At 72.6% G+C, this 21,829-nt stretch carries 21 protein-coding genes; 9 read left to right on the plus strand and 12 right to left on the minus strand.

All coding sequences use genetic code 11. The features are described 5' to 3' along the window. Positions 1-2 precede the first annotated feature (2 nt). From ACFYUV_RS45825 to ACFYUV_RS45840, 4 genes are all read right to left on the minus strand, one after another. Complete coding sequence (locus tag ACFYUV_RS45825; RefSeq protein ID WP_352361528.1) at positions 3-980, minus strand: MoxR family ATPase; 978 nt, start codon at positions 978-980, stop codon at positions 3-5. A 35-nt stretch (positions 981-1,015) separates the two neighbouring features. Beyond that, positions 1,016-1,822, minus strand: coding sequence for a S1C family serine protease (locus ACFYUV_RS45830; RefSeq protein ID WP_387681125.1), 807 nt, complete (start codon positions 1,820-1,822; stop codon positions 1,016-1,018). 170 nt (positions 1,823-1,992) lie between these two features. Beyond that, on the minus strand, positions 1,993-2,280 hold the full coding sequence (locus ACFYUV_RS45835) for a putative quinol monooxygenase (RefSeq protein ID WP_387681128.1): 288 nt from the start codon (positions 2,278-2,280) through the stop codon (positions 1,993-1,995). A gap of 14 nt (positions 2,281-2,294) precedes the next feature. After that, positions 2,295-3,356 carry an aldo/keto reductase gene (locus ACFYUV_RS45840; protein WP_387681131.1) on the minus strand — a complete coding sequence of 354 codons (1,062 nt, stop codon included), beginning with the start codon at positions 3,354-3,356 and terminating at the stop codon, positions 2,295-2,297. A 152-nt stretch (positions 3,357-3,508) separates the two neighbouring features. Between ACFYUV_RS45840 and ACFYUV_RS45845 the strand changes: the two genes are divergently transcribed. Further along, a complete protein-coding gene (locus ACFYUV_RS45845) occupies positions 3,509-4,372 on the plus strand; it encodes a helix-turn-helix transcriptional regulator (RefSeq protein WP_387681134.1) in 864 nt (287 codons plus the stop codon). Between the two features lie 20 nt (positions 4,373-4,392). On the opposite strand, the gene ACFYUV_RS45850 is transcribed toward ACFYUV_RS45845, so the two are convergent. Beyond that, entirely contained in the window at positions 4,393-4,707 is a 315-nt protein-coding gene (locus ACFYUV_RS45850) for a hypothetical protein (RefSeq protein WP_387681136.1), read from the minus strand. Positions 4,708-4,900: 193 nt separating this feature from the next. Then, positions 4,901-5,197 (minus strand): hypothetical protein, encoded by a 297-nt coding sequence (locus ACFYUV_RS45855; RefSeq protein WP_387681139.1) that lies wholly within the window; start codon positions 5,195-5,197, stop codon positions 4,901-4,903. A gap of 517 nt (positions 5,198-5,714) precedes the next feature. Here ACFYUV_RS45855 and ACFYUV_RS45860 point away from each other — a divergent pair. From ACFYUV_RS45860 to ACFYUV_RS45875, 4 genes are all read left to right on the plus strand, one after another. Continuing rightward, positions 5,715-6,839: a hypothetical protein gene (locus ACFYUV_RS45860; protein ID WP_387681141.1), complete on the plus strand. Its 1,125-nt coding sequence runs from the start codon at positions 5,715-5,717 to the stop codon at positions 6,837-6,839. Between the two features lie 53 nt (positions 6,840-6,892). Then, on the plus strand, positions 6,893-7,501 hold the full coding sequence (locus ACFYUV_RS45865; RefSeq protein ID WP_387681144.1) for a hypothetical protein: 609 nt from the start codon (positions 6,893-6,895) through the stop codon (positions 7,499-7,501). Beyond that, positions 7,498-7,707, plus strand: coding sequence for a hypothetical protein (locus ACFYUV_RS45870; RefSeq protein WP_387681146.1), 210 nt, complete (start codon positions 7,498-7,500; stop codon positions 7,705-7,707). The genes ACFYUV_RS45865 and ACFYUV_RS45870 overlap by 4 nt, the downstream gene beginning before the upstream one ends. 101 nt (positions 7,708-7,808) lie before the next feature. After that, the gene (locus ACFYUV_RS45875) at positions 7,809-9,020 is read left to right on the plus strand and encodes a PP2C family protein-serine/threonine phosphatase (RefSeq protein ID WP_387681149.1); all 1,212 of its coding nucleotides are present in this window, start codon (positions 7,809-7,811) and stop codon (positions 9,018-9,020) included. A 5-nt stretch (positions 9,021-9,025) separates the two neighbouring features. Here the strand turns inward: ACFYUV_RS45875 and ACFYUV_RS45880 are convergent, their stop codons facing one another. Next, positions 9,026-10,849 (minus strand): ABC transporter ATP-binding protein, encoded by a 1,824-nt coding sequence (locus ACFYUV_RS45880; RefSeq protein WP_387681152.1) that lies wholly within the window; start codon positions 10,847-10,849, stop codon positions 9,026-9,028. Beyond that, positions 10,849-12,663 carry an ABC transporter ATP-binding protein gene (locus ACFYUV_RS45885; protein WP_387681154.1) on the minus strand — a complete coding sequence of 605 codons (1,815 nt, stop codon included), beginning with the start codon at positions 12,661-12,663 and terminating at the stop codon, positions 10,849-10,851. Before ACFYUV_RS45885 ends, ACFYUV_RS45880 begins: the two co-directional genes overlap by 1 nt. Positions 12,664-12,805: 142 nt before the next feature. Between ACFYUV_RS45885 and ACFYUV_RS45890 the strand changes: the two genes are divergently transcribed. Continuing rightward, positions 12,806-14,005 carry a hypothetical protein gene (locus tag ACFYUV_RS45890; protein WP_387681157.1) on the plus strand — a complete coding sequence of 400 codons (1,200 nt, stop codon included), beginning with the start codon at positions 12,806-12,808 and terminating at the stop codon, positions 14,003-14,005. Between the two features lie 26 nt (positions 14,006-14,031). Here ACFYUV_RS45890 and ACFYUV_RS45895 read toward each other — a convergent pair whose 3' ends face one another. Next, entirely contained in the window at positions 14,032-14,838 is an 807-nt protein-coding gene (locus tag ACFYUV_RS45895) for a hypothetical protein (RefSeq protein WP_387681160.1), read from the minus strand. 102 nt (positions 14,839-14,940) lie between these two features. Next, on the minus strand, positions 14,941-17,043 hold the full coding sequence (locus ACFYUV_RS45900; RefSeq protein WP_387681162.1) for a histidine kinase: 2,103 nt from the start codon (positions 17,041-17,043) through the stop codon (positions 14,941-14,943). A gap of 163 nt (positions 17,044-17,206) precedes the next feature. On the opposite strand from ACFYUV_RS45900, the gene ACFYUV_RS45905 reads away from it, so the two are divergent. Next, complete coding sequence (locus ACFYUV_RS45905; protein WP_358298869.1) at positions 17,207-17,482, plus strand: sulfurtransferase TusA family protein; 276 nt, start codon at positions 17,207-17,209, stop codon at positions 17,480-17,482. 16 nt (positions 17,483-17,498) lie between these two features. Here the strand turns inward: ACFYUV_RS45905 and ACFYUV_RS45910 are convergent, their stop codons facing one another. Next, a complete protein-coding gene (locus tag ACFYUV_RS45910; protein WP_387681166.1) occupies positions 17,499-18,470 on the minus strand; it encodes a GlxA family transcriptional regulator in 972 nt (323 codons plus the stop codon). Between the two features lie 72 nt (positions 18,471-18,542). Between ACFYUV_RS45910 and ACFYUV_RS45915 the strand changes: the two genes are divergently transcribed. Together ACFYUV_RS45915 and ACFYUV_RS45920 are read left to right on the plus strand one after the other, a co-directional pair. Next, a complete protein-coding gene (locus tag ACFYUV_RS45915; protein ID WP_387681169.1) occupies positions 18,543-19,739 on the plus strand; it encodes an MFS transporter in 1,197 nt (398 codons plus the stop codon). 266 nt (positions 19,740-20,005) lie between these two features. Continuing rightward, positions 20,006-20,803, plus strand: a complete 798-nt coding sequence (locus ACFYUV_RS45920; RefSeq protein ID WP_387681172.1) for an alpha/beta fold hydrolase — start codon at positions 20,006-20,008, stop codon at positions 20,801-20,803. Between the two features lie 41 nt (positions 20,804-20,844). On the opposite strand, the gene ACFYUV_RS45925 is transcribed toward ACFYUV_RS45920, so the two are convergent. Then, positions 20,845-21,591, minus strand: a complete 747-nt coding sequence (locus ACFYUV_RS45925) for an SRPBCC domain-containing protein (RefSeq protein ID WP_387681174.1) — start codon at positions 21,589-21,591, stop codon at positions 20,845-20,847. Positions 21,592-21,829: the final 238 nt, after the last annotated feature.

Below are 21,829 nucleotides of genomic sequence, written 5' to 3' on the forward strand. Positions count from 1 at the left end.
GCTCAGCGGTTCCGCAGGACGACGTCGGGTACCCGGACGGCCCCGAGCACCCTGCTGATGATCGTGTCGGCGTCGACGTCGTCCGCCAGGGCCTCGTAGGACAGGACGAGCCGGTGGCGCAGCACGTCGAGCGCGAGTTCGGACAGGTCGTCCGGCAGGACGTAGTCGCGGCCGCGCAGGAACGCCAGCGCGCGGGCGCCCGTGACGAGCGCGATGGACGCCCGCGGGCTGGCCCCGTACGTGACGTACCGCTCCAGCTCCCCCAGCCCGGCCGTCCCCGGCGAACGCGTCACGGCGACCACGCGTACGGCGTAGTCGACGATCGACGGATCGACGTACACCTGCCGGGCGCGGGCCCGCATCTCCATCAGCTCGGCGGTCGTGACCGTCGGCTGCGGCGGGTCCGGCGGACGCAGCGCGCGTTCGACGATCGCCTGCTCCTCGTTCTGGGCGGGATAGCCGACGACCACCTTCATCATGAACCGGTCCACCTGCGCCTCGGGCAGCGGGTACGTGCCCTCCGACTCGATCGGGTTCTCCGTCGCCATCACCAGGAACGGCTCCGGCACCTGGAACGTCTCGCGGCCGATCGTCACCTGGTGCTCCTGCATCACCTCCAGCAGGGCGCTCTGCACCTTGGCGGGGGCGCGGTTGATCTCGTCGGCGAGCAGCAGGTTCGTGAACACCGGGCCGAGCTCCGTCCGGAACTCGCCGGAGTGCTGGTGGTAGACCCGCGTGCCGACGAGGTCGGCGGGGACCAGGTCGGGGGTGAACTGCACGCGCTGGAACCCGCCGGTGATCGCCGCGGCCAGCGACCGGACGGCCAGCGTCTTGGCCAGGCCCGGCACGCCTTCCACCAGCAGGTGACCGTCGGCGATCAGCGCGACGGCCATGCGTTCGAGCAGGACGTCCTGCCCGACGATGGTGCGTTTGACCTCGAAGAGGACCTGTTCGAGCGGATGAGCCTGGGCCGGGGGCATGATGTCCCTTCTGTGGGCGCTATGGGCGGTGGCGGTCAGAGCTGGGGTCCGTCGCCTGGTGGGCCGTCGCCGTCGTCGCCGCCCAGGGCCGCGCCGATCGGCACCGCGAACGCGATGCCGGCGAACGCGTCGTCGCCCCCGGGGTCGGCGATCGAGACGACGATCCCGACGACCAGCCCGCGGGCGTCCAGCAGGGGGCCGCCGGAGCTGCCCGGGTTGACGGAGGCGTCGAACTGGATCAGCCCCTTCAGACCGGCGTCCTTGCCGGTCCGGCCGGTGGTCCGGTCGAGGCCCGACACCACCCCGGTGGAGACGCTGTAGGTCAGGCCCAGCGGATTGCCGATCGCCACGACCGGCGCCCCCACGGCCACGGCTCCGCCGAGCGTCGCGGGCACGACGATCTCCGGCAGCTTCACCGGCTTGAGCACGGCGACGTCCCTTTGGGGATTCGCGGCGGCGACGACGGCCTTCGCCCTGGTCCCGTCGGCGAACGTGAGGTTGATGTCCTTCGTGGCTTTGATCACGTGATGGGCCGTCAGGATCGTCCCGTCCTCGGCCGCGATCACGCCCGTGCCGAGCGACTTGCCCGCCTGGATGACCACGACCGACGGCCCGACCCTGCGGAAGACGTCCGGCACCGTGAGCGTCGCCGTGGGCGTCGGCGTGGCGCCCGGCCCTCCTGCGGCCGTCCCGCCGCTGCCGCCGCCGCCCAGCCAGTACGCCAGCACCGCCACGACGACCAGCACCCCGCCCCCGGCGGCGACCCGCCGAACCTTCCCGGCCCTGGCCCGCCCGGCTTCCCGAGCCCCGGCCGCACCGTCCTCCTGCGGCACGCGCTCCATGCCCCTCATACTCAGCAATCGCACCGAAAACTGCCATAAAGAAGGACACACAAATGGCCGACATCTCCGGACGCGACGGGGTCGGGCCGCAATCCATACGGCAGGACCGATTCCTCAGCCGTTCGCCGACCAGTCCCCCGAATCGGCCTCCTGCGGACACTCGGGTGGAGCTAGGCGGTCACGAGCGTGCGCACGACCATCGGCGCGGCCAGGACGAGGGCCAGCACCTGCGCCGCATGGCGGTGATGCGGAGTGGTCAGGTGCCGCGCCCGCGCCCCGGCGCCGGCCCACTCCTCGATCACCACCATGCTCGCCGGATGGTTCGGGTCGCCGTAGGCGCGGTAGGCCAGGCAGCCGGGCTCGTCCAGGGACGGCTCGATCATCGCTTCGAGCGCGGTCCGCAGCCGGTCCTCCTGGCCGGCCGCGGCCACGTACTGGGCCAGCACGATGAGGGACATCTCCGGCGCCGTCCTCACGCGAGGGGCCGGGCGGGGCCGGCGCCGGCGCCGGAGGCGGTGATCGCGGCGGCGATCTCCGCCAGGTCGGCCGGCGTCAGGTCCACCGCGCCGGCGCCGATCCAGCCGTCCACCTGCTCGGGCCGGCGGGCGCCGACGATGGCGCCGGTGACGCCCGGCCAGGCCAGGACCCACGCGATGGCCACCTCGGCGACGCCGACGCCGTGCCGGGCGGCGACCGGACGCAGCGCCTCCGCCAGCCGCAGGTTGGCCGCGAGGCCCGTGGTGAAGTCGTGGTGGGCGGTGCGCCAGTCGCCGTCGGGCAGGCTCGCGACGCGCTCGGCCGAGAACGTCGCGGTGAGCAGGCCCGACTGCAGCGGCGAGTACGCGATCACGCCCGTGCCGTGGGCGTGCGCCCACGCGATCTCGGCCGCCGCCGACCGGTTGATCGCCGAGAACGGCGGCTGGATGACGTCCACGTGCGCGACGCGCTCCGCGGCCGCCAGCTCCTGCGGCGAGTGGTTGGACAGGCCGATCGCGCGGACCTTGCCCTCGGCCTTCAGATCGGCCATGACCTGCCAGTACTCCTCCAGCGGCGTGGCGTTGGGCGACACCGCGCCGAAGCCGCCGCCGGCGTACTCCAGCGACTCGCCGGTGTCGGGGTAGTGCACCTGGTACAGGTCGACGCGCTCGACGTTCAGGCGGCGCAGCGAGTCCTCCAGCTCGCGCCGGACGCTGGCCGGCTTCATGATCCGGCGCGGGGCGGCCTGCGGGTCGTCGGGGTCCCAGACCAGGCCCACCTTGGTGAAGACGTACGGGCGGTCGGCCTCGGGCAGGTCGGCGATGGCCTTGCCGACCAGCTCCTCGGAGTGGCCGAGCCCGTACACGGCCGCGGTGTCGATCCAGTTGACGCCGCCGGCGACGGCGTGCCGGATCGCGGCGATCGACTCGGCGTCGTCGGTCGTGCCCCAGCCGAACTTCCAGCCGGCCCCCGACACCGCCCAGGAGCCGAAGCCGAGGCGGGTGACGTCCATGCCGGTGGTGCCCAGAGGCCGGGTGGGCAGGTGGGTGGTGCTCATGTCGCGTTGCTCCCTGTGGGTGACCGGGCATCCCTTGTGGACGTCCGGTGCAGCTCACTCTGGCGCGCCGCCCGCGGCCCACCCAGTGCCCGCCGCTGCCTAGGCACGGCATGACCAGGCTCGTGACGGCGCCGGACGGCGATACTGGTCCCATGGCACTGGACAGACGCGCGGAACTGGGCGAATTCCTCCGATCCCGCCGCGCCCGGCTGCGTCCCGAGGAGCTCGGCCTGCCCGAGTACGGCAGCCGCAGACGCGTGCCCGGCCTGCGCAGGGAGGAGCTGGCCCAGCTCGCCGGGGTGAGCGTGGACCACTACGTCCGGCTGGAGCAGGGCCGTACCCTGCACTTCTCCGAAGCGGTCCTGGACGCCGTCGCCCGCGCCCTGCGCCTGGACGACGTCGAGCGCGCGCACCTGCACCGCCTGGCCCGCCCCTGGAACGACGGCGACCGCGCGCAGGCCGCGCCGCCGCTGCAACGCGTCCGGCCCGGCCTCCAGCGCCTGCTGGACGCGTCGGCCGACGTGCCGGCCTACGTCGTCGGGCGCAACACCGACGTCCTGGCCTGGAACCACCTCGCGGCGGCGCTGATCACCGACTTCGGCGCGCTGCCGCCCCGCCAGCGCAACCTGGCCCGCCTGGTGTTCCTCGACGAGGGCATGCGCGACCTGTACGCCGACTGGCCCGCCAAGGCCGCCGACGTGGCCGCCTACCTGCGCCTCGACGCCGGCCGCCATCCTGCGGACACCCGGACGTCGGAGCTGGTCGAGGAGCTGTCGGCGGCCAGCCCGGAGTTCCGCGAGCTCTGGGCCGAGCACCGGCTCAAGGACAAGACCCACGGACGCTACGTCTACCTGCACCCGGTGGTCGGCCGGCTCGACCTCGGCTTCGAGACCCTCCGCCTGCCCGACGACCCCGACCAGGCGTTGATCGCCCACACCACCGAGGAGGGCTCCCCCTCCCAGACCGCTCTCCGCCTGCTGTCCGCCTGGACCCGCCAGGCCCACGCCGCCACCTGACCCGCGGCGGGGCGCGCCCGCTAGGAGTCGCCCTTCTCCAGCAGGTGGTCGAGCCGGATGGCCAGATCGAGAGTCTCGCAGCGCAGCAGGTCGAGCCGCCGGCGGATCTTCGACCGGATCGCCTGGAAGTGCTCGTCGGTCTGCCCGCGCAGGCCGAGCAGCTCGTCGGTCAGGGTCGTGACGTCCTGGCCCGACTGGCTCCGGGTCTCGGCGAGGTCGGCCCGCATCTCGGCGATGCCGAGCACCGCCTCGGAGCAGTCGGCCTCGGCGCACAGTGTCGCCTCCAGCGCCTGGACCCGAAGCCTGATGTCCAGGATCTCCGCCTCTACATCCACTTACTCCTACCTTTGCCGGTAGTCGGTAGGGAACCGGCCCAGTGGTGGAGGGCGGCCGGGTCCCACTTGCTGTAAGCACATGGTGGCAACCCGTGTATACCCGACACGACCGCCGGCAAGCAACGGGTGCGGGGCCGCGGAGGGCCCGGCCCGGCGCCGGGTGGCGGCCTCAGGCCGAGCCTGGCCTGGCAGGTCAGTTGTTGATCGGGTCCGGGCCGTACGCCTGCGTCCCCTGCGGGCAGCCGGGCTCCGGGTCCTTGCAGCAGCGCGGCCTGCTGGACGTGAAGTGGTCGTTCATGTGGCGGCGCAGGGCCGCCAGCTCGTCGCCGAGCGCGGCGAAGTCCTGTCGCATCTCCGTCCGGATGTCGGCGATGTCGGCCTGCATCCGGGTGATGCCGGCCGTGGTCGCCGTGAGGTCGCCGGCGGGCCTGCCCGCCTTGTGCTTCCGCAGGCGCAACAGCAACTTGAGTATCCGTGTCTCTAGGTCCACACATTCCTGCCTTCGCGCAGCCGGACAGGGGCCTGCGCCGGACGAGCGGGCGGGCGCCCCGGGGATGACGAAAACGGTGGCACATCGGCCGCCCGCGTGGGGATGATCTTGATTTCGCCGGGTGAGGTTCCATTACACCGGCGCCCAAGTTTCTTTTCTGCCAGCGGATATTGGCCGCCGAAAGCGACGGACCGAAACAGGGCCAGGCCGGAGGAACGAGGGCGGAGACGGCGGCCCGCCGCGACGGGCGCGTACCGGCCCGCGACATGGGCCCGCGACATGGGCCCGCGGCACCGGCCCGCGGCACCGGCGCGCCCGCCCCGGCCACGGGCCCGAACCGGCCCGTGTCAGGGGTGTGGGAACCGGCCCGTCCGCTGGAAAAATCTTCTGGCGCATATCACGGCAAATCCGCAGATCAGGGACCGGCAACCATGCGAATTCCCCTCCGCGACCACGCCGGATCAAGCATCCTGAGCATGTCATCACGCTCCCCCACCCCCCGTTGTAAGGAGCCTCCGTGACCCGGTTCGCCGTCGACCACTCACGCCACGCGCTCATCGCCACCTGGGGTACGGGGATCGGCGACATCGCCACCACCGTGGCGGAACAGGTGCCTTCGAGCCCCGACGTGCTCCGCCTGGCCACCAGCCTCACGGAGCTGTCCTATGCCTGCTGGCGCTGCTACACCCACCCGTCCAGCGCCGCCGACCAGCACGGCCCCAACAGCGTCGGCTGGCAGCGGCAGGCCGAGCGCGACGCGTTCGCCTCGGTCATCCCGGCCCTGCTGGCGCCCGTCCGGCCGGCCAACGGCGCGCTGACCCTCTACTCCACGCGGGTGGAGGAGGTCGCCCACCGGGTCGGCCGTACGCTGCACACGATCAACCACGCGCCGCTGGCCGGCAGCGTGGCCACCGACGTCACCGCCGAGCTGGCCGCCATCGAGAACGCCGAGCTCGGCGACCTGACCGCGCGCGCCCAGCAGGCCGTCATGCTCAGCCGCGAGGACGCCTCGCCCCTCCAGGTCGCCCAGGCCGACAGCCTGCTGCACCAGCATCCGTTCGGCACGGAGGCGCTGTTCACCAAGATCGACCCCACCGCGGCCGCGATCGCGGCGGCCCACTGGCTCTACGCCGCCGCCACCATCAGCGCCCGGCACACCGGCCTGCATCCGATGCAGACCATCTCCGAGGTCGACAACATCAAGGCCCCCGCCCAGGAGAGCCTCACCGAGGTGATCTCCGCGATGAGCGGCGGCGGCTCGCCCAGGGCCGCGGTCATGCCGATGATCCGCAACGCGCTGCACGTCGCCGAGGGCCACCTCTACGGCGTCACCGAGGCCAAGCACCGCATCGGCGTGGCCGAGGAGCTGATCGCCCGAGCTCGCACCGACCATCCCGAGCTCGGCCTCGGCCCCAGCACGGTCTACCTGCCCATCACCCCGCTCAACCCCGCCCGCCCGGCCCTCGACCTGCTGGAGAACCTCCTCTACGGCATCCGCAGCTGCTGGCTGACCTTCTCCCAGCACGCCGACACCCCGCCCGGCCGGGATCCCGGCCGTCCGCGCCGCCACCACCGCCACACGGAGGTCTTCCTGGCCGAGGTGCGGAAGAGGGCGGCGTTGGACCGTTCCCGGCTGCTGTAGCCGGTCCCTCCCGCCCGCTGGGCCGGGGTCACATGATCGCGGTACGCTCGGGCATGTCTGAAAACGCCGTCGAGCGGCCTCCCTTACCGGCGCTCACCCAGGCCCTGGTCGGCCCGCCAGGCAAGGTGCTGCTTCCGCTGGTCGCCGTGGCAGGGCTGATCGTGCTCGACTACACGAGCATGCCGGGCGGGGGTTCGTTCACGCCGCTGCTGGCGGGGCTCGCGCTCTTCGTCGGCACCGCGGTCGTCTGGGTCGCCCGGTTCGCGGTGGGGCTGCTGCGCTCCGACGGACGTCCCGGGCTGCGCCGCCACTGGGTCCGCTGGGCGGCCGCGCCGGTGATGGGCGTGATCGTGACCGCGTTGGTGCTCACCGGGGCGCCGTTCAGCGCCCGGTTCGCGCTGTCGGAGTCGGGGCTGGAGCAGTTCGCCCGGACGGTCGCCGCGGACACCGGGACCGTCAGGCGCGAAGACCAGTGGGTGGGCCTCTTCCCGCTGACGTCGATCGAACGGGTGCCGGGCGGCGCGCGGTTCCTGGTGAGCGACACCGGCTTTATCGACCGGTACGGCTTCGCGTGGCTCCCCGGCGGCGCGCCGGCGGAGGAGTCCCACTCGGAGTACACGCATCTCGAAGGCCCCTGGTACGTATGGGAGAGCCGGTTTTGAAGATTCCTGGACCGGTCGGCGGATGGGTGTCCGCGGTCGCCGCGCTGCTGCTGTTCCCCCTCTTCGTGGGCGGGAGCATGTTCTGGTTGTCGCTGGCCGGCGCGCAGGCGGCCATGATCCTCGCGGTGACGAAGGCGTACCAGGACGCGGCGCGGTGGCGGGCGCCGGCGGCGGAGCGCGCGGAAGGGCCGCCTGCCGCCGGGTGAGGCCGTCCCGGTCCGTACGGAGGTGTCGGCGGCGGTCGACGGGGCAGGAACCGCCCCTCGAATGGGTAGGTCCCCGGGCAGACCTCAGGAAGGGTGTGCCGATGCGGCGGAGTGGCGGCGAGCTGATGCTGGGCGGCATGCTGTCCGCCAACCATCTGACCGCGATGGAGGACCTGCCGCACGTGGTCGCCGGGCACGCCGCGCTGGTGGGCTTCTCCGAGACCGCGATCTACGTCACCGACCTGCAGCAGCAGGAGCTCATCCCGATCACGGAGCAGCGGGACGCGTCCGGCGACCCGCTGACGGCCCTGCGGATCGACGGCACGCTCGCCGGGCTCGCCTTCCGCAACGTCGAGGTCGTCCACGTGCCGGGCGGGCCCGGCGACACGGCTCGGCGGCTGTGGCTGCCGCTCCTGGACGGCACCGAGCGGGTCGGCGTGCTCGGGGTGACGGTGCCGCTGGACGACGAGGTCGCCGAGTGGCGGGCCCAGCAGCTCGCGTCGCTGGTCGCGCTGCTGGTGATCAGCAAGCGGCCGCACAGCGACTCCTACTCGCGGTTGATCCGCGCCCGGCCGATGACGCTGTCGGCCGAGGTGCTGGTGCCGCTGCTGCCGCCGGGGACGTTCGCCGACGACGACGTGGTGGTCAGCGCCGTGCTCGAACCGGCGTACGAGGTGGGCGGGGACGCCTTCGACTACGCCATCGACGGCGAGTCGCTGCACGTGTCGATCTTCGACTCGATGGGCCACGACACCTCCGCCGGGCTGACCGCGACCATCGCCGTCGGGGCCAGCCGGAACAACCGGCGGCAGGGCGCCGATCTCGTCAACACGGGCCAGGCGATCGACGCAGCCATCGCCGAGCAGTTCACCGGCCGCTTCGCCACCGGCATCCTGGCCTGCCTCGACCTGCACACCGGCTGGCTGACCTGGGTGAACCGGGGGCACCATCCGCCGCTGGTGATCCGCGAGGGCCAGCAGGTGGCCACACTGTCCAGCGAGCCCGACCCGCCGATGGGCTTCCTGCTGCGGCCGTACACCGGGGAACTCCGCTACCAGCTCCAGCCCGGCGACCGGCTGCTGTTCTACACCGACGGGATCATCGAGGCGCAGAGCCCGGACAGCGAGCTGTTCGGCCTGGAGCGCTTCATCGACTTCATCCTCCGGCACGAGGCCGACGGCCTGTCGGCGCCCGAGACGCTGCGCCGGCTGGTGCAGGCCATCCTGGAGCACCAGCACGGACGGCTCCAGGACGACGCGACCGTGCTGATGGTGGAGTGGCGCAGCAGCAGGCAGCAGCGGCTCGTCATGTGAGCCCGTCAGGTCTCGCCGACGGCGACGAACCCGCTGTCGGGCCGGTAGTCGGGCGACTGGTGGCGGAAGTAGGTGTTGTAGACCTGGCAGTAGCGGCCGCCGCGGGCCAGCAGCGAGGCGTGGTCGCCCTCCTCCACGATCCGGCCGTGGTCGAGCACGATGATGCGGTCGACGTGCTCGATCGTGGACAGCCGGTGGGCGATGACGATCGAGGTGCGGCCGGCCAGCACCACGTCGAGCCCCTCCTGGATCTGGGCCTCGGTCAGCGGGTCGACGCTCGCGGTGGCCTCGTCGAGGACGACGATCGCCGGGTCCTGGATGAGCAGGCGGGCCAGCGCGACGAGCTGCCGCTGGCCCATCGACAGGGCCCGCCCGTGCTCGCCCACGTCGGTGGCCAGGCCGTGGGGCAGGGCCTCGATCCAGTCGCCGCCGCCGACCGCGGCCGCCGCGGCCAGCACCTCGTCGTCGCCCGCGTCGGGACGCGGATAGCGGATGTTGTCGGCGACCGTGCCGCTGAACAGGAACGGCGCCTGCGGCACCGCGCCGATCTGCCGCCGGTACGCGCCGAGGTCGAGCGAGCGGATGTCGTGGCCGTCGATCAGCAGGCGGCCTTCCTGGAACTCGTAGAAGCGGGTGATCAGCTTGCCCAGCGTGGACTTGCCGGCGCCGGTGTGGCCGACCAGCGCGACCGTCTCGCCCGCCTCGACGACCAGGTCGAAGCGGCGGAGCACGGGGTGGGCCGCGTCGTAGCCGAAGGTGACGTCGTCGAACTCGATGCGCCCGGCCAGCCTGCCCGGGTCGGCCGAGCCGGTCTGCACCACCCGGGGCGGGGCGTCGATCAGCGCGAAGACCCGCTCGGAGGCCGACAGGCCCTGCTGGAACTGCGACCAGAAGGCGGCGATGGAGGTCAGCGGCATCCAGAACAGCGACACGCCCTGCAGGAACAGGTACCAGTCGCCCGCCGACAGGCCGCCGCCCAGCACCGCGGTGCCGCCGAGCTGGACCAGCGCGACCGTCGCGAGCCCCGCCACGAGGAACAGCAGGGGGAAGATGGCCGAGAAGACGAAACCCTGGCGCAGCGTCACCCGGTAGCTCTGCTCGTTGACCGGCCGGAACTCGTCGTAGACCTGCCGCTCCTGGCGGAAGTTCTTGGCCACGGCGATGCCGCCCATGGTCTCCTGGAGGTTGGCGTTGACCCGGCTCAGCGACCGCTGGGCCCGCCGCGTGCTGGACCGGGCCAGCCGCCGGAACAGCAGCGCCATGCCCATCACGACCGGCGCCACCAGCAGGGTCAGCAGCGCCAGCTCGACGCTGCGCAGGAACAGCAGGACGGTGACGAACCCCACCATCAGCACCTGGCTGATCAGGTCCATCGTCAGGGTGGAGACCGTGGCGAAGTCGTCGGTGTCGGAGGTGACGCGGCTGACGATGCGGCCCGACGGGGTCTCGTCGTAGAACGACAGGTCGCGTTCGAGCACGGCGTCGAAGGCGTCTTCGCGCAGGCGCAGCACGACGTCGCCGGTCACCCGCGCGCTGTACCACTGGCGGACGAAGTTGAAGGCCCAGCTCAGCGCGCCGGCGAGCAGGATGCCGGCGGCCAGCAGCGGGCCCGCATCGGCGATCGTGCCGTCCTGGATGGCGTCGACGCCCTGGCTGGCCAGCAGCGGCAGGGCCGCCTGCGCCGCCGACACCAGCACGATCATGGCCGCCACCAGGAACATCGCGCCCAGCTTGGGGCGGAAGTAGGCGAGGATCCGGCGCGTCAGGTCACGGTCGGAGTAGGTGCGGTCGTAGTCCTCGGCGTCGAGGCCGTCCATGATGAAGCCCATCAGTGGACCCTTTCCTGCTCGTCGAGCGCGCCCTGATCGGCCGTGACCTCGTCGTAGTGGGAGAAGATGCGGCGGTAGAGGGGGCTGCCGGCGATCAGCTCGTCGTGGGTGCCGAAGCCGGCCACCTGGCCGCGCCGCAGCAGCAGGACCTTGTCGGCCCAGCGGATCTGGGAGAGCCGGTGGGTGATCAGCAGCGTCGTGCGCCCTTCCTGGATGCGCTCGATGGCCTGCTGGATGCGGTCTTCGGTGGCGGAGTCGATGGCGCTGGTGGAGTCGTCGAGGATCAGGATGGCCGGGTCGGTCAGCAGCGCCCGCGCGATGGCCAGCCGCTGGCGCTGGCCGCCGGACAGGGTGAGGCCGCGCTCGCCGATGACGGTGTCGTAGCCGTCGTCGAGCTCGGCCACGAACTCGGCCGCCTGCGCGTCTTCCGCCGCTTTGACCACGGCGGCGCGGTCGGCCCGCTGGCCGAGGCCGAAGGCGATGTTCTCGGCCACGGACCGCGAGAACAGCACGACGTCCTGCTCGATGGTGGAGATCTGGGAGCGCAGCGAGTCGAGGTCCCACTCGCGGACGTCGACGCCGTCGACCAGGATCCGGCCCGAGGTGACGTCGTAGATGCGGGGCACCAGCTTCGTCAGCGAGCTCTTGCCCGCCCCGGTCTCGCCGACGATCGCCACCGTCTCCCCCGGCCGCACGGTGAACGTCACCCCCCGCAGGACGGGCTCGCCCTCGCCGTAGCCGAACGTGACGTCGGCGAAGACGATCTCGCCCCCGATGGGCGCGACGTGGCCGGCGACCGGCTGCTCCAGCTCGGTCTCGGCGTTGACGATGTCGAGGATCCGGCGGGAGGACACGATGCCGATCTGCACCAGCGAGAACGTGAAGATCGAGATCTGGGTCGGGAAGCCCAGCATGCCCATCAGCCCCATGAAGGCCACCAGGTCGCCGATCGTGATCGCGCCGGCGGCGTGGAGGTGGAGCGCGTGCCACAACGCCCCCGCCATGGCGCACGCGAACAGCAACGTGGGCAGGTAGCGGGCCTGGACGAGGCCGTTGCGCACGAACGAGTCGCGGTAGCGCCGGGCGTTGGCGCGGAAGCGCAGCCGCTCCTGCTCCTCCTGCGCGGTCACCTTGATGACCTCGATGCCGCGCACCGCCTGGCTCAGCCCGGCGTTGAGGTCGCCGAACTCGTCGCGCATGCGGGTGGCCACCGGGTTGAGCTGCCCCATGTAGTGGCGCAGCGCGAACCCGAACAGCACCCCGAACACCACAGGCACCAGCAGCAGCCGCGGGTCGATCGCGGCGATGAACACCAGGGGCACCAGGCCGGTGAGCCCGGAGTCGACGATCAGGTCGACGCCCGGACTGATCATGATGGACAGCTGGCGGATGTCGTTGGCCGCGCGCGCCATCAGGTCGCCCACCCGCTGCCGGTTGTGGAAGGTCTGGCTCTTGCCGAGCAGGCCGGCGTAGAGCTCGTCGCGGGCGTCGCGTTCGAGCCGCTTGGCCAGCATCTCGCTGCTCAGCCGGGCGACGAGGTCGAACAGGCCGCGGGCCGACACCACCGCCAGCAGCGCCAGGGCGACCAGGCCGAGCGCGGCGGCGGACGTGCCCCGGCCGCTCAGCACCGCGTCGAAGGCCGAGCCGGTGAGCTGGGGGACCAGCGCGTTGAGCACCACCATCACCAGCGAGCCGCCGAGGAAGCCCGTCAGGGGGAGCGGATGGCGGCGCACGTGGGACCAGAGCCAGCGGACCGGCCCACGCCGGTCGTAGCGCGGGCCTTCGACGGAGAACTCCGAACTGCCGCTGGTCACGGTGAAACCCCTTGGCCGAGGGCGGGCGGACATCGGACCCGTTTGTATCACCGGCCACCGACAGAATCCGAGGGGTTTTCCGGCCGCCCGTGAAGGCAAAGAGCGGGCATCGTCACGCAATGAGACAGTAACCTTACCCACCGTGGACTCTTTCCTCCATCAAGCGGACCTGCTGCCGCCCGTGACCCTCCAGCCGCCGGTGCGCCTCCTCCCGGCCGACGACCTCGCGGCCGTGGTCCGGGCGACGCCGGTCGTCCACGACCTGCTCCGCCTCGCCTCCGCCGCCGGTGAGCCTGGGGCGGCGCGGCCCGAGCAGGGGCGGCTCTGGGGCGTGGCCGAGGACAGCCGGCTCATCGACGTGCGCGACGGGACCGTCACGACCGGCCCGGCGGTCGAGACCCTGAGGTCGGGGCCGGCCGACGACGTGCTGGACACGTGGGGCGACATCCTCTACTCGCTGTTCTCCCCCGAGGCCGACGCCGCGGCGCTCGACGCGGGCACGAGCACCCTGCTGATGCTGCTCAGCCACCGCGACGCCCTGCCGGTGGCGGAGATCCCCGAGCTGACCGACGAGGCGGCCGACGAGCTGGCCTGGTTGCGGCTGATCCGGCGCGAGGGCTCGTCGGTGTCGCTGACCCCGCTCGGCACCTGGAGCGCGCTCGACCTCTTCAAGACCCTCATCGGCCAGGACATCCCGGTCCACGGCGGCACGGCCGGCGCCGACGCCCCCACGCTGCTGCGGGCCCTGCGCACCTACGACGACGACGAACGCGCCGAGGAGGTGCGCGTCTGGCTGGGCGGGCGGGATCCGGCGCGGGCCGCCGAGGAGATCGCCGACGTCCTGCTCGACGTCAGCCCGCTGAGCCGGGCCGTCGGCCTGACCGTGTTGCTGGAGGACCTCGGCCGGCCCGGTCAGGAGATCGCCGCCGCGTTGCGCGAGGTGCCCCGGCTGGGGGCGCTCATCAGGGCCCGGGAGAAGGAGGACCACGACGTCCCGCCCGCACCCGTCGACGTGGCCTGGGTGTACGCCGACATGACCGTGGCCGCGATGGAGATCGGCGGCCCGGCCGAGTCGATACTCCAGCTCTCCGGCAACCTCGACGTCGACGACGTGCTCAGCATGCTCGGCATGATGACGTGCAGCGACCACCCCTACACGACGCCGATGTTGCGCTTCCTCATCGAGCACCATCCGGCGCCCCGGGTGGCCTCGGCCGCGCGCGTGGCGTTGCAGCGGTGGCGCGGGGTGCACGTACGGCCGCCGGGCGAGCGCGGACGCCTGCCCAGGAAGCCCCGCAAGCCGGGCAAGACGGCGGGCGCCCAGAAGCGCCGGCGACGCTGACCGGGCCCTCCAAGGGGCTCGGAAGGTCAGGGCTTGCGGGTCAGCTTGAGGGCGGCGCCGACGCGTTCGGCCCACTGCCAGGGGGCGTCCGTGCCGCCGGGCAGGGCGTTGTAGTACTCCCAGCCGCTCACCCCGCCCATCCCGGGATGCCGGTGCAGCAGCTCGGCGACGGTGGCGGCCAGGCGGTCGATCTCGACGTAGCCGCCGCCCCCGTTGTCGGGGGTGGTGACCGCCCCGGCCACCAGCTGGCCCGCCGGCACCACTCCCCCGGCGAGCACGGCGTCGTAGTCGCAGGGGTCGGCCAGGCTGCGCGAGCCCCCGTACATCGGCAGGTTGAGCCAGGCGAGGTCGGCACCCCGGTCGCGGAAGACCTGGTCGTGGTCCACTGCGGCGGACGGGGTGAGCGCGATCAGGAAGGCCGGGCCGAAGTCGGCGCGCAGCCGGTCGATCAGGCGTGCGAGGCCGGGCGGCGACATGGGCGCGGTCAGGCGCAGGTCCACGCCGTCGAGGCGGCGGCGGGCGAGCAGGCGGCGCAGCGGCGGGTAGCAGGCGCCGAAGTCGTGGTCGAGGCGGTCCAGGCCGTCGATCATGGCCAGGGCGCGGGCGCCGTACACCTGGGTGACCTGCACGTCGTCCCACATCTGGGCGAGATCGGGGCAGTCGGGCGGGGCGCCGTTGAGGCGGACGTCGCCGTCCGCGCCGACCTCCACGGTGGCGACGACGAGGTGGGTGAGGCCGGTACGCCGTTCGATCAGGGGCAGCGGGGAGACGTAGAGGCCGCCGTCGCAGTGGGTCCGGTAGTACATCACCAGGCGGGGTGTGTGCTGGGGCAAGGCACGTCCTCCGTGAGGAATGAGGTGATACTTCACCATGTTCCACACCAAGGGTGAGATCAAAACTACTCTCGGTTAATTTTGCCTGGCACCGCTAAGCGTTCAGCGGCCCGCGCGCGGCGGCCTGACAGGCTCCTTCGCGGCCGAGCCCAGGGGCAGCATGACCTCGACCCGCGTCCCGGCGCCCGGCCCGCTGTTGACGACGCAGATGCCGCCGAGCTCGGCCGCCCGTTCCCGCATCGAGCCGAGGCCCACCCCCGCGCTGTACGCGGCGGGCAGCCCGCGGCCGTCGTCGGCGACCAGCACGCGCAGCACGGAGTCCCGCTGGAGCACGATGCGGGCGCGGGAGGCCCTGGCGTGCCGCCGGATGTTGGTCAGCGCCTCCTGGACGATCCGGTAGACGGCCACCTCGACGGCGGCGGGCAGGTCGGTCAGGCTGCCCTCGACCTCCACCTCGATCTCGGTGTCCGGGGAGGACTGGCCGGCCAGCTCGCGGACGGCTCTGGCCAGGCCGAGGTCGTCGAGCGCGGGCGGGCGCAGGCCGTACACCAGCTCGCGGATGTCGTCGGTGACCGCGCCCATGCCGGTGTGCAGCTCGCGCAGCAGCTCGTCGGCGGCGTCGGGGGACTTCTTCAGGCTCATCCTGGCCATGTTGATGGTCATGGCCATGGCCGAGAGGGTCTGGCCGAGCCCGTCGTGCAGGTCGCGGCGCAGGCGGCGGCGCTCCTCCTCCCTGGCCGTCAGGATGCGTTCCCTGGAACGCTGCAGGTCGGCGGCCATGCGCACGGCGTGCGCCACGTCGGCGGCGTACGGCGTGAGCGTGGTGAGCACGCGCTCGTTGTGGGCGGCGGGGAAGCGGCGCGGGCCGGGCGGCCCGACGAACAGGCGGCCGACGCGCTCGCCGTGCCACACCAGCGGCACCTGGCGGGGCTCCGCGCCCACCCGGCCGCTCTCGACGTAACGCGGCTCGCCGTCGGCGACCTCCACGGCCACGCCCTCGACCGCGAGCCCGTCGCGCAGCACGCTGACCACGGAGGTCAGCGCCTTGGCCGGGTCGCCGCGCCGGACGGCCTGGGTCAGGCGTTCGGCCAGCACGGCGGGGTCGCCGACGCTGCCGTACAGGAGGCGGTCGACGGCGCGTTGCAGCACGTGCCGCAGCGGCTGGAAGAACGCGCCGGCGAACAGCGCGGCGGCGATGCCCGCGATCTCGTCGTAGCCGGAGACCACGAGGCTGGACAGCGCGCCCGCGCCGAAGTAGACCGCGCTCACCACGGCCACCAGCCCGGCCGCGACGAAGGCCCGGCTGATCACCGTGTCGATGCCGTAGAGCCGGTAGCGGGTCACCGAGAACGCGACCGCGACCGGGATGAGCGCCGCCCACACGATGCTCGGCCACAGGAGAGTCGGCACGAACGCGGCCATGATCAGGAACACGACGTAGCCCGCGAACGCGAACAGCGGCCAGCCGATCTGCCGCCTGCCCACCGGGTCGGCCCGGCGCAGCCGCAGCGCCAGGGAGAGCGCCGTCAGCGCCATGGCGACGTAGATGCCGGTCCAGGCCACCATGGAGACGGCCTCGACGTACGGCCCGAGCGCGCGGATCTGCAGCGGGTTGGGGATGACGGCCGGATAGGGGTAGCTGCCGGGGGGCGGGTCGGGCCGGAACACCGAGCGGGCCAGGTCGAGCCCGAGCGAGAACGCGCCCAGCAGCAGCACCCACCGCCAGCGCGGCGAGGGCAGCCGCCCGTCGGGCGAGTAGAGCGGCAGCAGCATGGTGAGCGCCAGGCCGCACACCGCCCACCCGACCTGCGCGGGGAAGCGTACGAGCCCGGCCGCGACCAGGTCGCCGTCGGCGGCCAGCCGGAACATCATCGCGCTGGACAGGTCGCTGACGGCGGCGGCGATGCCGCCCGCGACCATCAGCCACGCCATGTTCAGCCGCGGCCGGTGGAAGATCAGGAACGCGCCGACGGCCGGGAAGGTCAGGGCGGCGGCCGTCTGGGGCGAGGCGGTCCTCAGCGGCGTCCACGCCTCCGGCAGGCGGGCGTAGACGAGCAGCGCGGCGACCGTGAGGACCGGCGAGGCCACCGCCAGGACGACGGCCGTGACGCGCGCGAGCCGAGCGCCCCGGCCCGCGGAGCCGCGCCCGGTCCCGTGGCTCTCCGCCGGCCCGGCCTCTTCGGCGATCTCGGTGAACCCGGTCATCTCATCACCGCCTTCCCCAACACTTGAACAGGATTATGACCCTTTTACTGGGATAATCCGCCCGTTGTGTCCGGGCCGTTACCGTCCGACGCCTGCTCCGGCCCCTCACGGGGCCAGGACAGGCCTCAACCTACTCGACGGCGACGCGTGGTTTCCTATACGCATGCCCGAACCTGATCTGGTGATCGACGGCGGCGACAAGATGTGCGTGCAACTGCTCATCGAGCTGCGCGGGCACGTGCTGCGCGCCGGTCCCGGCGCCGTGATCCACCTGATCGCCAGCGACCCCGCCGCGCCCGTCGACCTGCCCGCGTGGTGCCACCTGACCGGCCACTCCTACCTCGGCCCGGTGCCCGGCGCCGAGCGCCCGACGTACGCGGTGCGCGTCGCGGACGCCGCCAAGGAGACCGAGCCCGCCCGTCCCTGGCACGCGGCCTGACGGCGGTCGCCGCCCGTCAGCGGAAGGAGCGCCGGTAGGCGGCCGGGGTGGTGCGCAGCGCGGTGTGGAAACGACGGCGGAGGTTGACGGCCGAGGAGAGCCCGACGCGGGTGGCGATCGTCTCGACCGGCAGGTCCGTCTCCTCCAGCAGCGCCCTGGTGGCGGCCAGCCGGCGTTCCAGCAGCCAGCGGGCCGGCGGCACGCCGAGCTGGTCGGCGAACTGCCGGGTCAGGGTCCGCGCGGAGACACCTGAGTAGGCGGCCATGTCCTCGACGGTGACGTGGTCGGGCAGGCGGCCGAGCAGCCATTCGAGCAGCGGGGCCAGGGAGTCCGGCATGGGCCCCGCGGTGGGCAGCGGCGGGTACTGGCGCTGGCAGCCCTCGCGGTGCGGCCCGGCGGCGAGCTGGCGGCCGATGCGCATGGCGTGGGCCGCGCCGTGGTCCTGGAGCACCTGGTGCAGGCACAGGTCGAGGGTGGCGGCCGAGGCTCCGGCGGTGGCGACGTCGCCGTGGTCCACGTAGATGACGGTGTCGTCGGGGATGACGCGCGGGTGGCGGGCGGCCAGCTCACCGGACAGCTCCCAGTGGACGGACGCGCGGCGGCCGTCCAGCAGGCCCAGGGCGGCGGGGATGAAGATGCCCGCGCAGACGGCGACGATCCGCGCCCCGCGGGAATGGGCCCGGGACACCGCGTCGAGCACGGCCGGCGAGGGGACCAGCGTCCAGCCCGCGACGATCACGGTGCCGGCCTCGTCGATGGCTTCGAGACCGCTGTCCACCTGCATGGGGACGCCGAGGGTGGTGGGCAGCGAGCCCGGCCGCTCGGCGCACAGCGTGAAGCTGTAGTGCTGGGGGATGTCGGGGCCCTGGTAGCCGAAGACGGCCGAGGCCGAGGTGACGGGATAGAGCTCCTGGTTGGGGGCGACCAGGGCGACCACGCGGTGCGGGCTCACGGGGGCCGGAGGCGTCTCGGGGCAGTCCAGGGGCATGGCGCAAATGTACCCAATGATGTCATTTGGGACACCGGTGCTCTGATCTGGAAAAATCCAGAATTAGGGCTCATGTGGACGAGGAGTTTCGCCCTCTACTTCGGGGCCCGCACGATCTCGCTGCTCGGCGACGCGATGATGCCCGTCGCCTCGGCGCTGGCGATCGGCAAGGTTTACGGGATCGCCGGCGTCGGCTTCGTGCTCGCGCTCTGGACCGCGTCGGCCGTGCTGGTCATGTTGTTCGGCGGGGTCGTCGCCGACCGGATCGGGCCCCGGCGCCTGATGATCGGCGCGGACGTGGTCAGGGTGGTCACCCAGGCGGTCGTGGCCGTCGCCTTCCTCGACGGGGCTCCGCCGTTCGCCCTGCTGCTGGCGATGGCGTTCCTGTCGGGCATGGCCGCCGGGGTGTTCGAACCGTGCGTCAACGGGATGGTGCCGCTGGTCGCCGAGGATCCGCAGCGGGCCAACGCGACCTTGAAGATCGCCGAGGCGGTCACCCAGCTCGTCGGGCCGGCGCTGGCCGGGATCCTCGTCGTGGCCGCCGGGCCGGTCTTCGTCTACACCGTGGACGCCGCGACGTTCCTGGTCAGCGCGGTGTGCCTGCTGCTGGTGCGGGTCGCCGTGCCCACGCCGGAGCCGTCCGACGTGCTGAGCGACCTGCGCAGGGGCTGGGAGGAGTTCAAGGCCAGGAGCTGGATGTGGTCGGTCATCCTGGTCTGGGTGTTCTGGGGCGTGCTGGTGGTGGGGCCGTACGTGCCGCTGTCGTCCCAGGTCATCGGGGCCGACTACGGCTGGGTGATGGCGGCGCTCGGTCTCGGGACCGTGCTGGGCGGGCTGGTGGCGATCCGGCTGAAGCCGCGCAGGCCGCTGGCGGCGGGGGCGGTGGCGCTGATCGGGTACGTCGCCGTGCCGCTGTCGGTCGCGCTCGGACTGCCGCTGCCGCTGCTGATGGCCGGGCACCTGCTCGGGGGGTGCGCCATGGCGTTCTGGTCGGTGATGTGGTCGACCACCGTGCAGACCCAGGTCGCGCCGGACGTGCTGAACCGGGTCAACGCCTACCAGGTGGCCGGGTCGGTCGCGGGCATGGCGGTCGGGCAGGCGCTGGCCGGCCCGGTCACCGCGCTGGTCGAGCCGCGCGTCTTCATGCTGGGCTCGGCCCTGGTGACGGTCGGCGTGGTGACGGCGCTGCTGGTGATCGGGCCGGTACGGCGGCTCGGCCGCAGGCCGCAGGCGTCCGGGAGCGGGCCGGTCACTGTCCCGGCGACGTAGCCGACGCCGAGGGGACGGCGCCCACGGCACGTGCCGCGGCCGGGGCGTGCGGCTGGCAGACCGCCCGCCCCCGTCTGCGGCACGTGCCGTCCCCTCCTTTTCGCGGCACGCGATGTGGGAGCCGCCCCGGCGTTCCCCCGCGCTCGGGACGACTCCACCAGGTAAGAGCGCAGAGGTACCCGTATCAGTACGTCTTCTCCCAAAAGATTTCTTGACAATTTTATTTGTCGGTAGCTAGCGTGGGCACCACGAAACGGAGGAACACCATGAGCAGCATGATCAACTCCGCGGACGGCACCCCCATCGCGTACGAACGCGCAGGCCAGGGCCCGGCGGTCATCCTCGTGGACGGCGCACTCAGCTTCCGCGGCTCCAGCATCAACGGCGGTCTGGCCGACGCGCTCGCCCCCGACTTCACGGTCTACACCTACGACCGGCGCGGACGGGGCGAGAGCGGCGACACCCAGCCGTACGCCCTCGAACGGGAGGTCGAGGACCTGGCCGCGCTCGTCAAGGAGGCCGGCGGCCCGGTCCGCCTGTACGGCACCTCCTCCGGAGCCGCCCTCGCCCTGGCCGCGGTCCAGCACGGCCTGCCCGTCGAGCGCCTGGCCCTGTACGAGCCCCCGTTCGTCGTGGACGGCACCCGCCCCCCGCTCAAGGACGACTACCCGCGACGCCTGGAGGCGCTGGTGGCCGCCGGCCGCCGGGCCGAGGCGGTCAGGATGTTCATGCGCGAAGGGGTCGGCCTGCCGGCGATCGTGGTGGCAATGATGCGGTTCATGCCCGCGTGGGCCACGCTCAAGGCCGTGGCGCACACCCTGCCGTACGACACCGCGCTCGTCTTCCCGCACCAGCGGGGCGTGCCGTACCCGGAGGGCGCGTGGGCGTCGGTGACCGTCCCGACGCTCGTCGCCGACGGCGGGAAGAGCCCGCAGTGGATGCGCAACTCCGTCGGCGCGCTGGCGAAGGCGCTGCCCGCGGCCGACTACCGCACGCTCGACGGGCAGACCCACATCGTCAATCCGGAGGCCCTGGCACCGGTGCTGCGGGAGTTCTTCGCCTGAGGGCGGGCGGTCAGGGGGGTTCTTCGCCTGAGGGCGGGCGGTCAGGCGGAGACGGTGGCGAGCCAGTGGGTCCAGGCGGCTTCCAGGGCCTCGCCGTCCACCGGGGCGTAGGCGTGGTGCTCCACCACCGCCATGCCGCGTCCCTGGACGAACATGTACAGGCCGTCGTCCGTACGGACCGCCACGAACGTGCCCGGAGCGGTCACCCACTCCACGACGCCCCGCTCCGGCGAACGCCCCTCGATCGCGACCGTCACCTTCTCCCCCGCCACCGGACGGCCGGCGACGCCGAGCGCGGCCCCGAGCGCGGCCCAGAACCGCTCCTCCGACGCGCACGGGCCGGCCAGGAACAGGTTGTGGGTGGAGATCCTGCCGGGGAAGTGCCTGAGGTAGACGGCCAGCTTGTACAGGTACTGGAGGTCGCCGCGCTCCAGGTCGTCGTACTCCGACTCCCAGTCGTCGCCGAGGAAGCCGCTGTGGACGAAGCGGAGCACCGTGCTGCCCGAGCCGCGGGCTTCCAGCAGGTACTCGAAGGCCATGAACGTGCCGTCGGGGTTCTCCACGCCCCGGTGGGCCAGGCGCCTGCCCGGCTCCCAGGCGGTCACCACCGACTCGGTGGCGTCGTCGTCGCCGAAGGTCTGCGTGCCCCGGCCGCCTTCGCGCGGTTCCAGTTCGGTACGGCCCATGAACCACGAGTCGATGCCCGGGCCCTCCGCGATGGCCTGCCAGACGACGTCGGGGGCGGCGTCCAGCTGGATCTCGTGGCGGATCTCGAACTCGTGCGGCATGGCGGTCTCCCTGTCACGGCCCGGCGCGGTGTGCGGCCGACGATGGCACCGACAATATCGGTTGTCAAGCCGACTCGTGTTGTCGGCATGCCTGTAGGGCCCGGTCGGCAGCGTGCGGGGGCGGTCGGCGGGCATGTGGGCGCGTTCGGCAGGCTTGTGGGGCGTGGGAGCGAGGGGCATCCCTCTTGAGAGCGAGGCGCGGGATCGCCCGTCCCGGCGATCACATCCGGAGCGGAAA

The organism is Nonomuraea sp. NPDC003560 (assembly GCF_042878785.1).
Lineage (GTDB): Bacteria > Actinomycetota > Actinomycetes > Streptosporangiales > Streptosporangiaceae > Nonomuraea.

Excerpts from the sequence above, each read along its gene's own strand:
- ACFYUV_RS45925 (WP_387681174.1), bottom strand. The coding sequence starts at position 21,591 with ATGCCGCACGAGTTCGAGATCCGCCACGAGATCCAGCTGGACGCCGCC.
- ACFYUV_RS45865 (WP_387681144.1), top strand. The coding sequence starts at position 6,893 with ATGTCTGAAAACGCCGTCGAGCGGCCTCCCTTACCGGCGCTCACCCAG.
- ACFYUV_RS45880 (WP_387681152.1), bottom strand. The coding sequence starts at position 10,849 with ATGGGCTTCATCATGGACGGCCTCGACGCCGAGGACTACGACCGCACC.
- ACFYUV_RS45900 (WP_387681162.1), bottom strand. The coding sequence starts at position 17,043 with ATGACCGGGTTCACCGAGATCGCCGAAGAGGCCGGGCCGGCGGAGAGC.
- ACFYUV_RS45905 (WP_358298869.1), top strand. The coding sequence starts at position 17,207 with ATGCCCGAACCTGATCTGGTGATCGACGGCGGCGACAAGATGTGCGTG.
- ACFYUV_RS45840 (WP_387681131.1), bottom strand. The coding sequence starts at position 3,356 with ATGAGCACCACCCACCTGCCCACCCGGCCTCTGGGCACCACCGGCATG.
- ACFYUV_RS45825 (WP_352361528.1), bottom strand. The coding sequence starts at position 980 with ATGCCCCCGGCCCAGGCTCATCCGCTCGAACAGGTCCTCTTCGAGGTC.
- ACFYUV_RS45835 (WP_387681128.1), bottom strand. The coding sequence starts at position 2,280 with ATGTCCCTCATCGTGCTGGCCCAGTACGTGGCCGCGGCCGGCCAGGAG.
- ACFYUV_RS45915 (WP_387681169.1), top strand. The coding sequence starts at position 18,543 with ATGTGGACGAGGAGTTTCGCCCTCTACTTCGGGGCCCGCACGATCTCG.
- ACFYUV_RS45875 (WP_387681149.1), top strand. The coding sequence starts at position 7,809 with ATGCGGCGGAGTGGCGGCGAGCTGATGCTGGGCGGCATGCTGTCCGCC.
- ACFYUV_RS45830 (WP_387681125.1), bottom strand. The coding sequence starts at position 1,822 with ATGGAGCGCGTGCCGCAGGAGGACGGTGCGGCCGGGGCTCGGGAAGCC.
- ACFYUV_RS45910 (WP_387681166.1), bottom strand. The coding sequence starts at position 18,470 with ATGCCCCTGGACTGCCCCGAGACGCCTCCGGCCCCCGTGAGCCCGCAC.
- ACFYUV_RS45920 (WP_387681172.1), top strand. The coding sequence starts at position 20,006 with ATGAGCAGCATGATCAACTCCGCGGACGGCACCCCCATCGCGTACGAA.
- ACFYUV_RS45845 (WP_387681134.1), top strand. The coding sequence starts at position 3,509 with ATGGCACTGGACAGACGCGCGGAACTGGGCGAATTCCTCCGATCCCGC.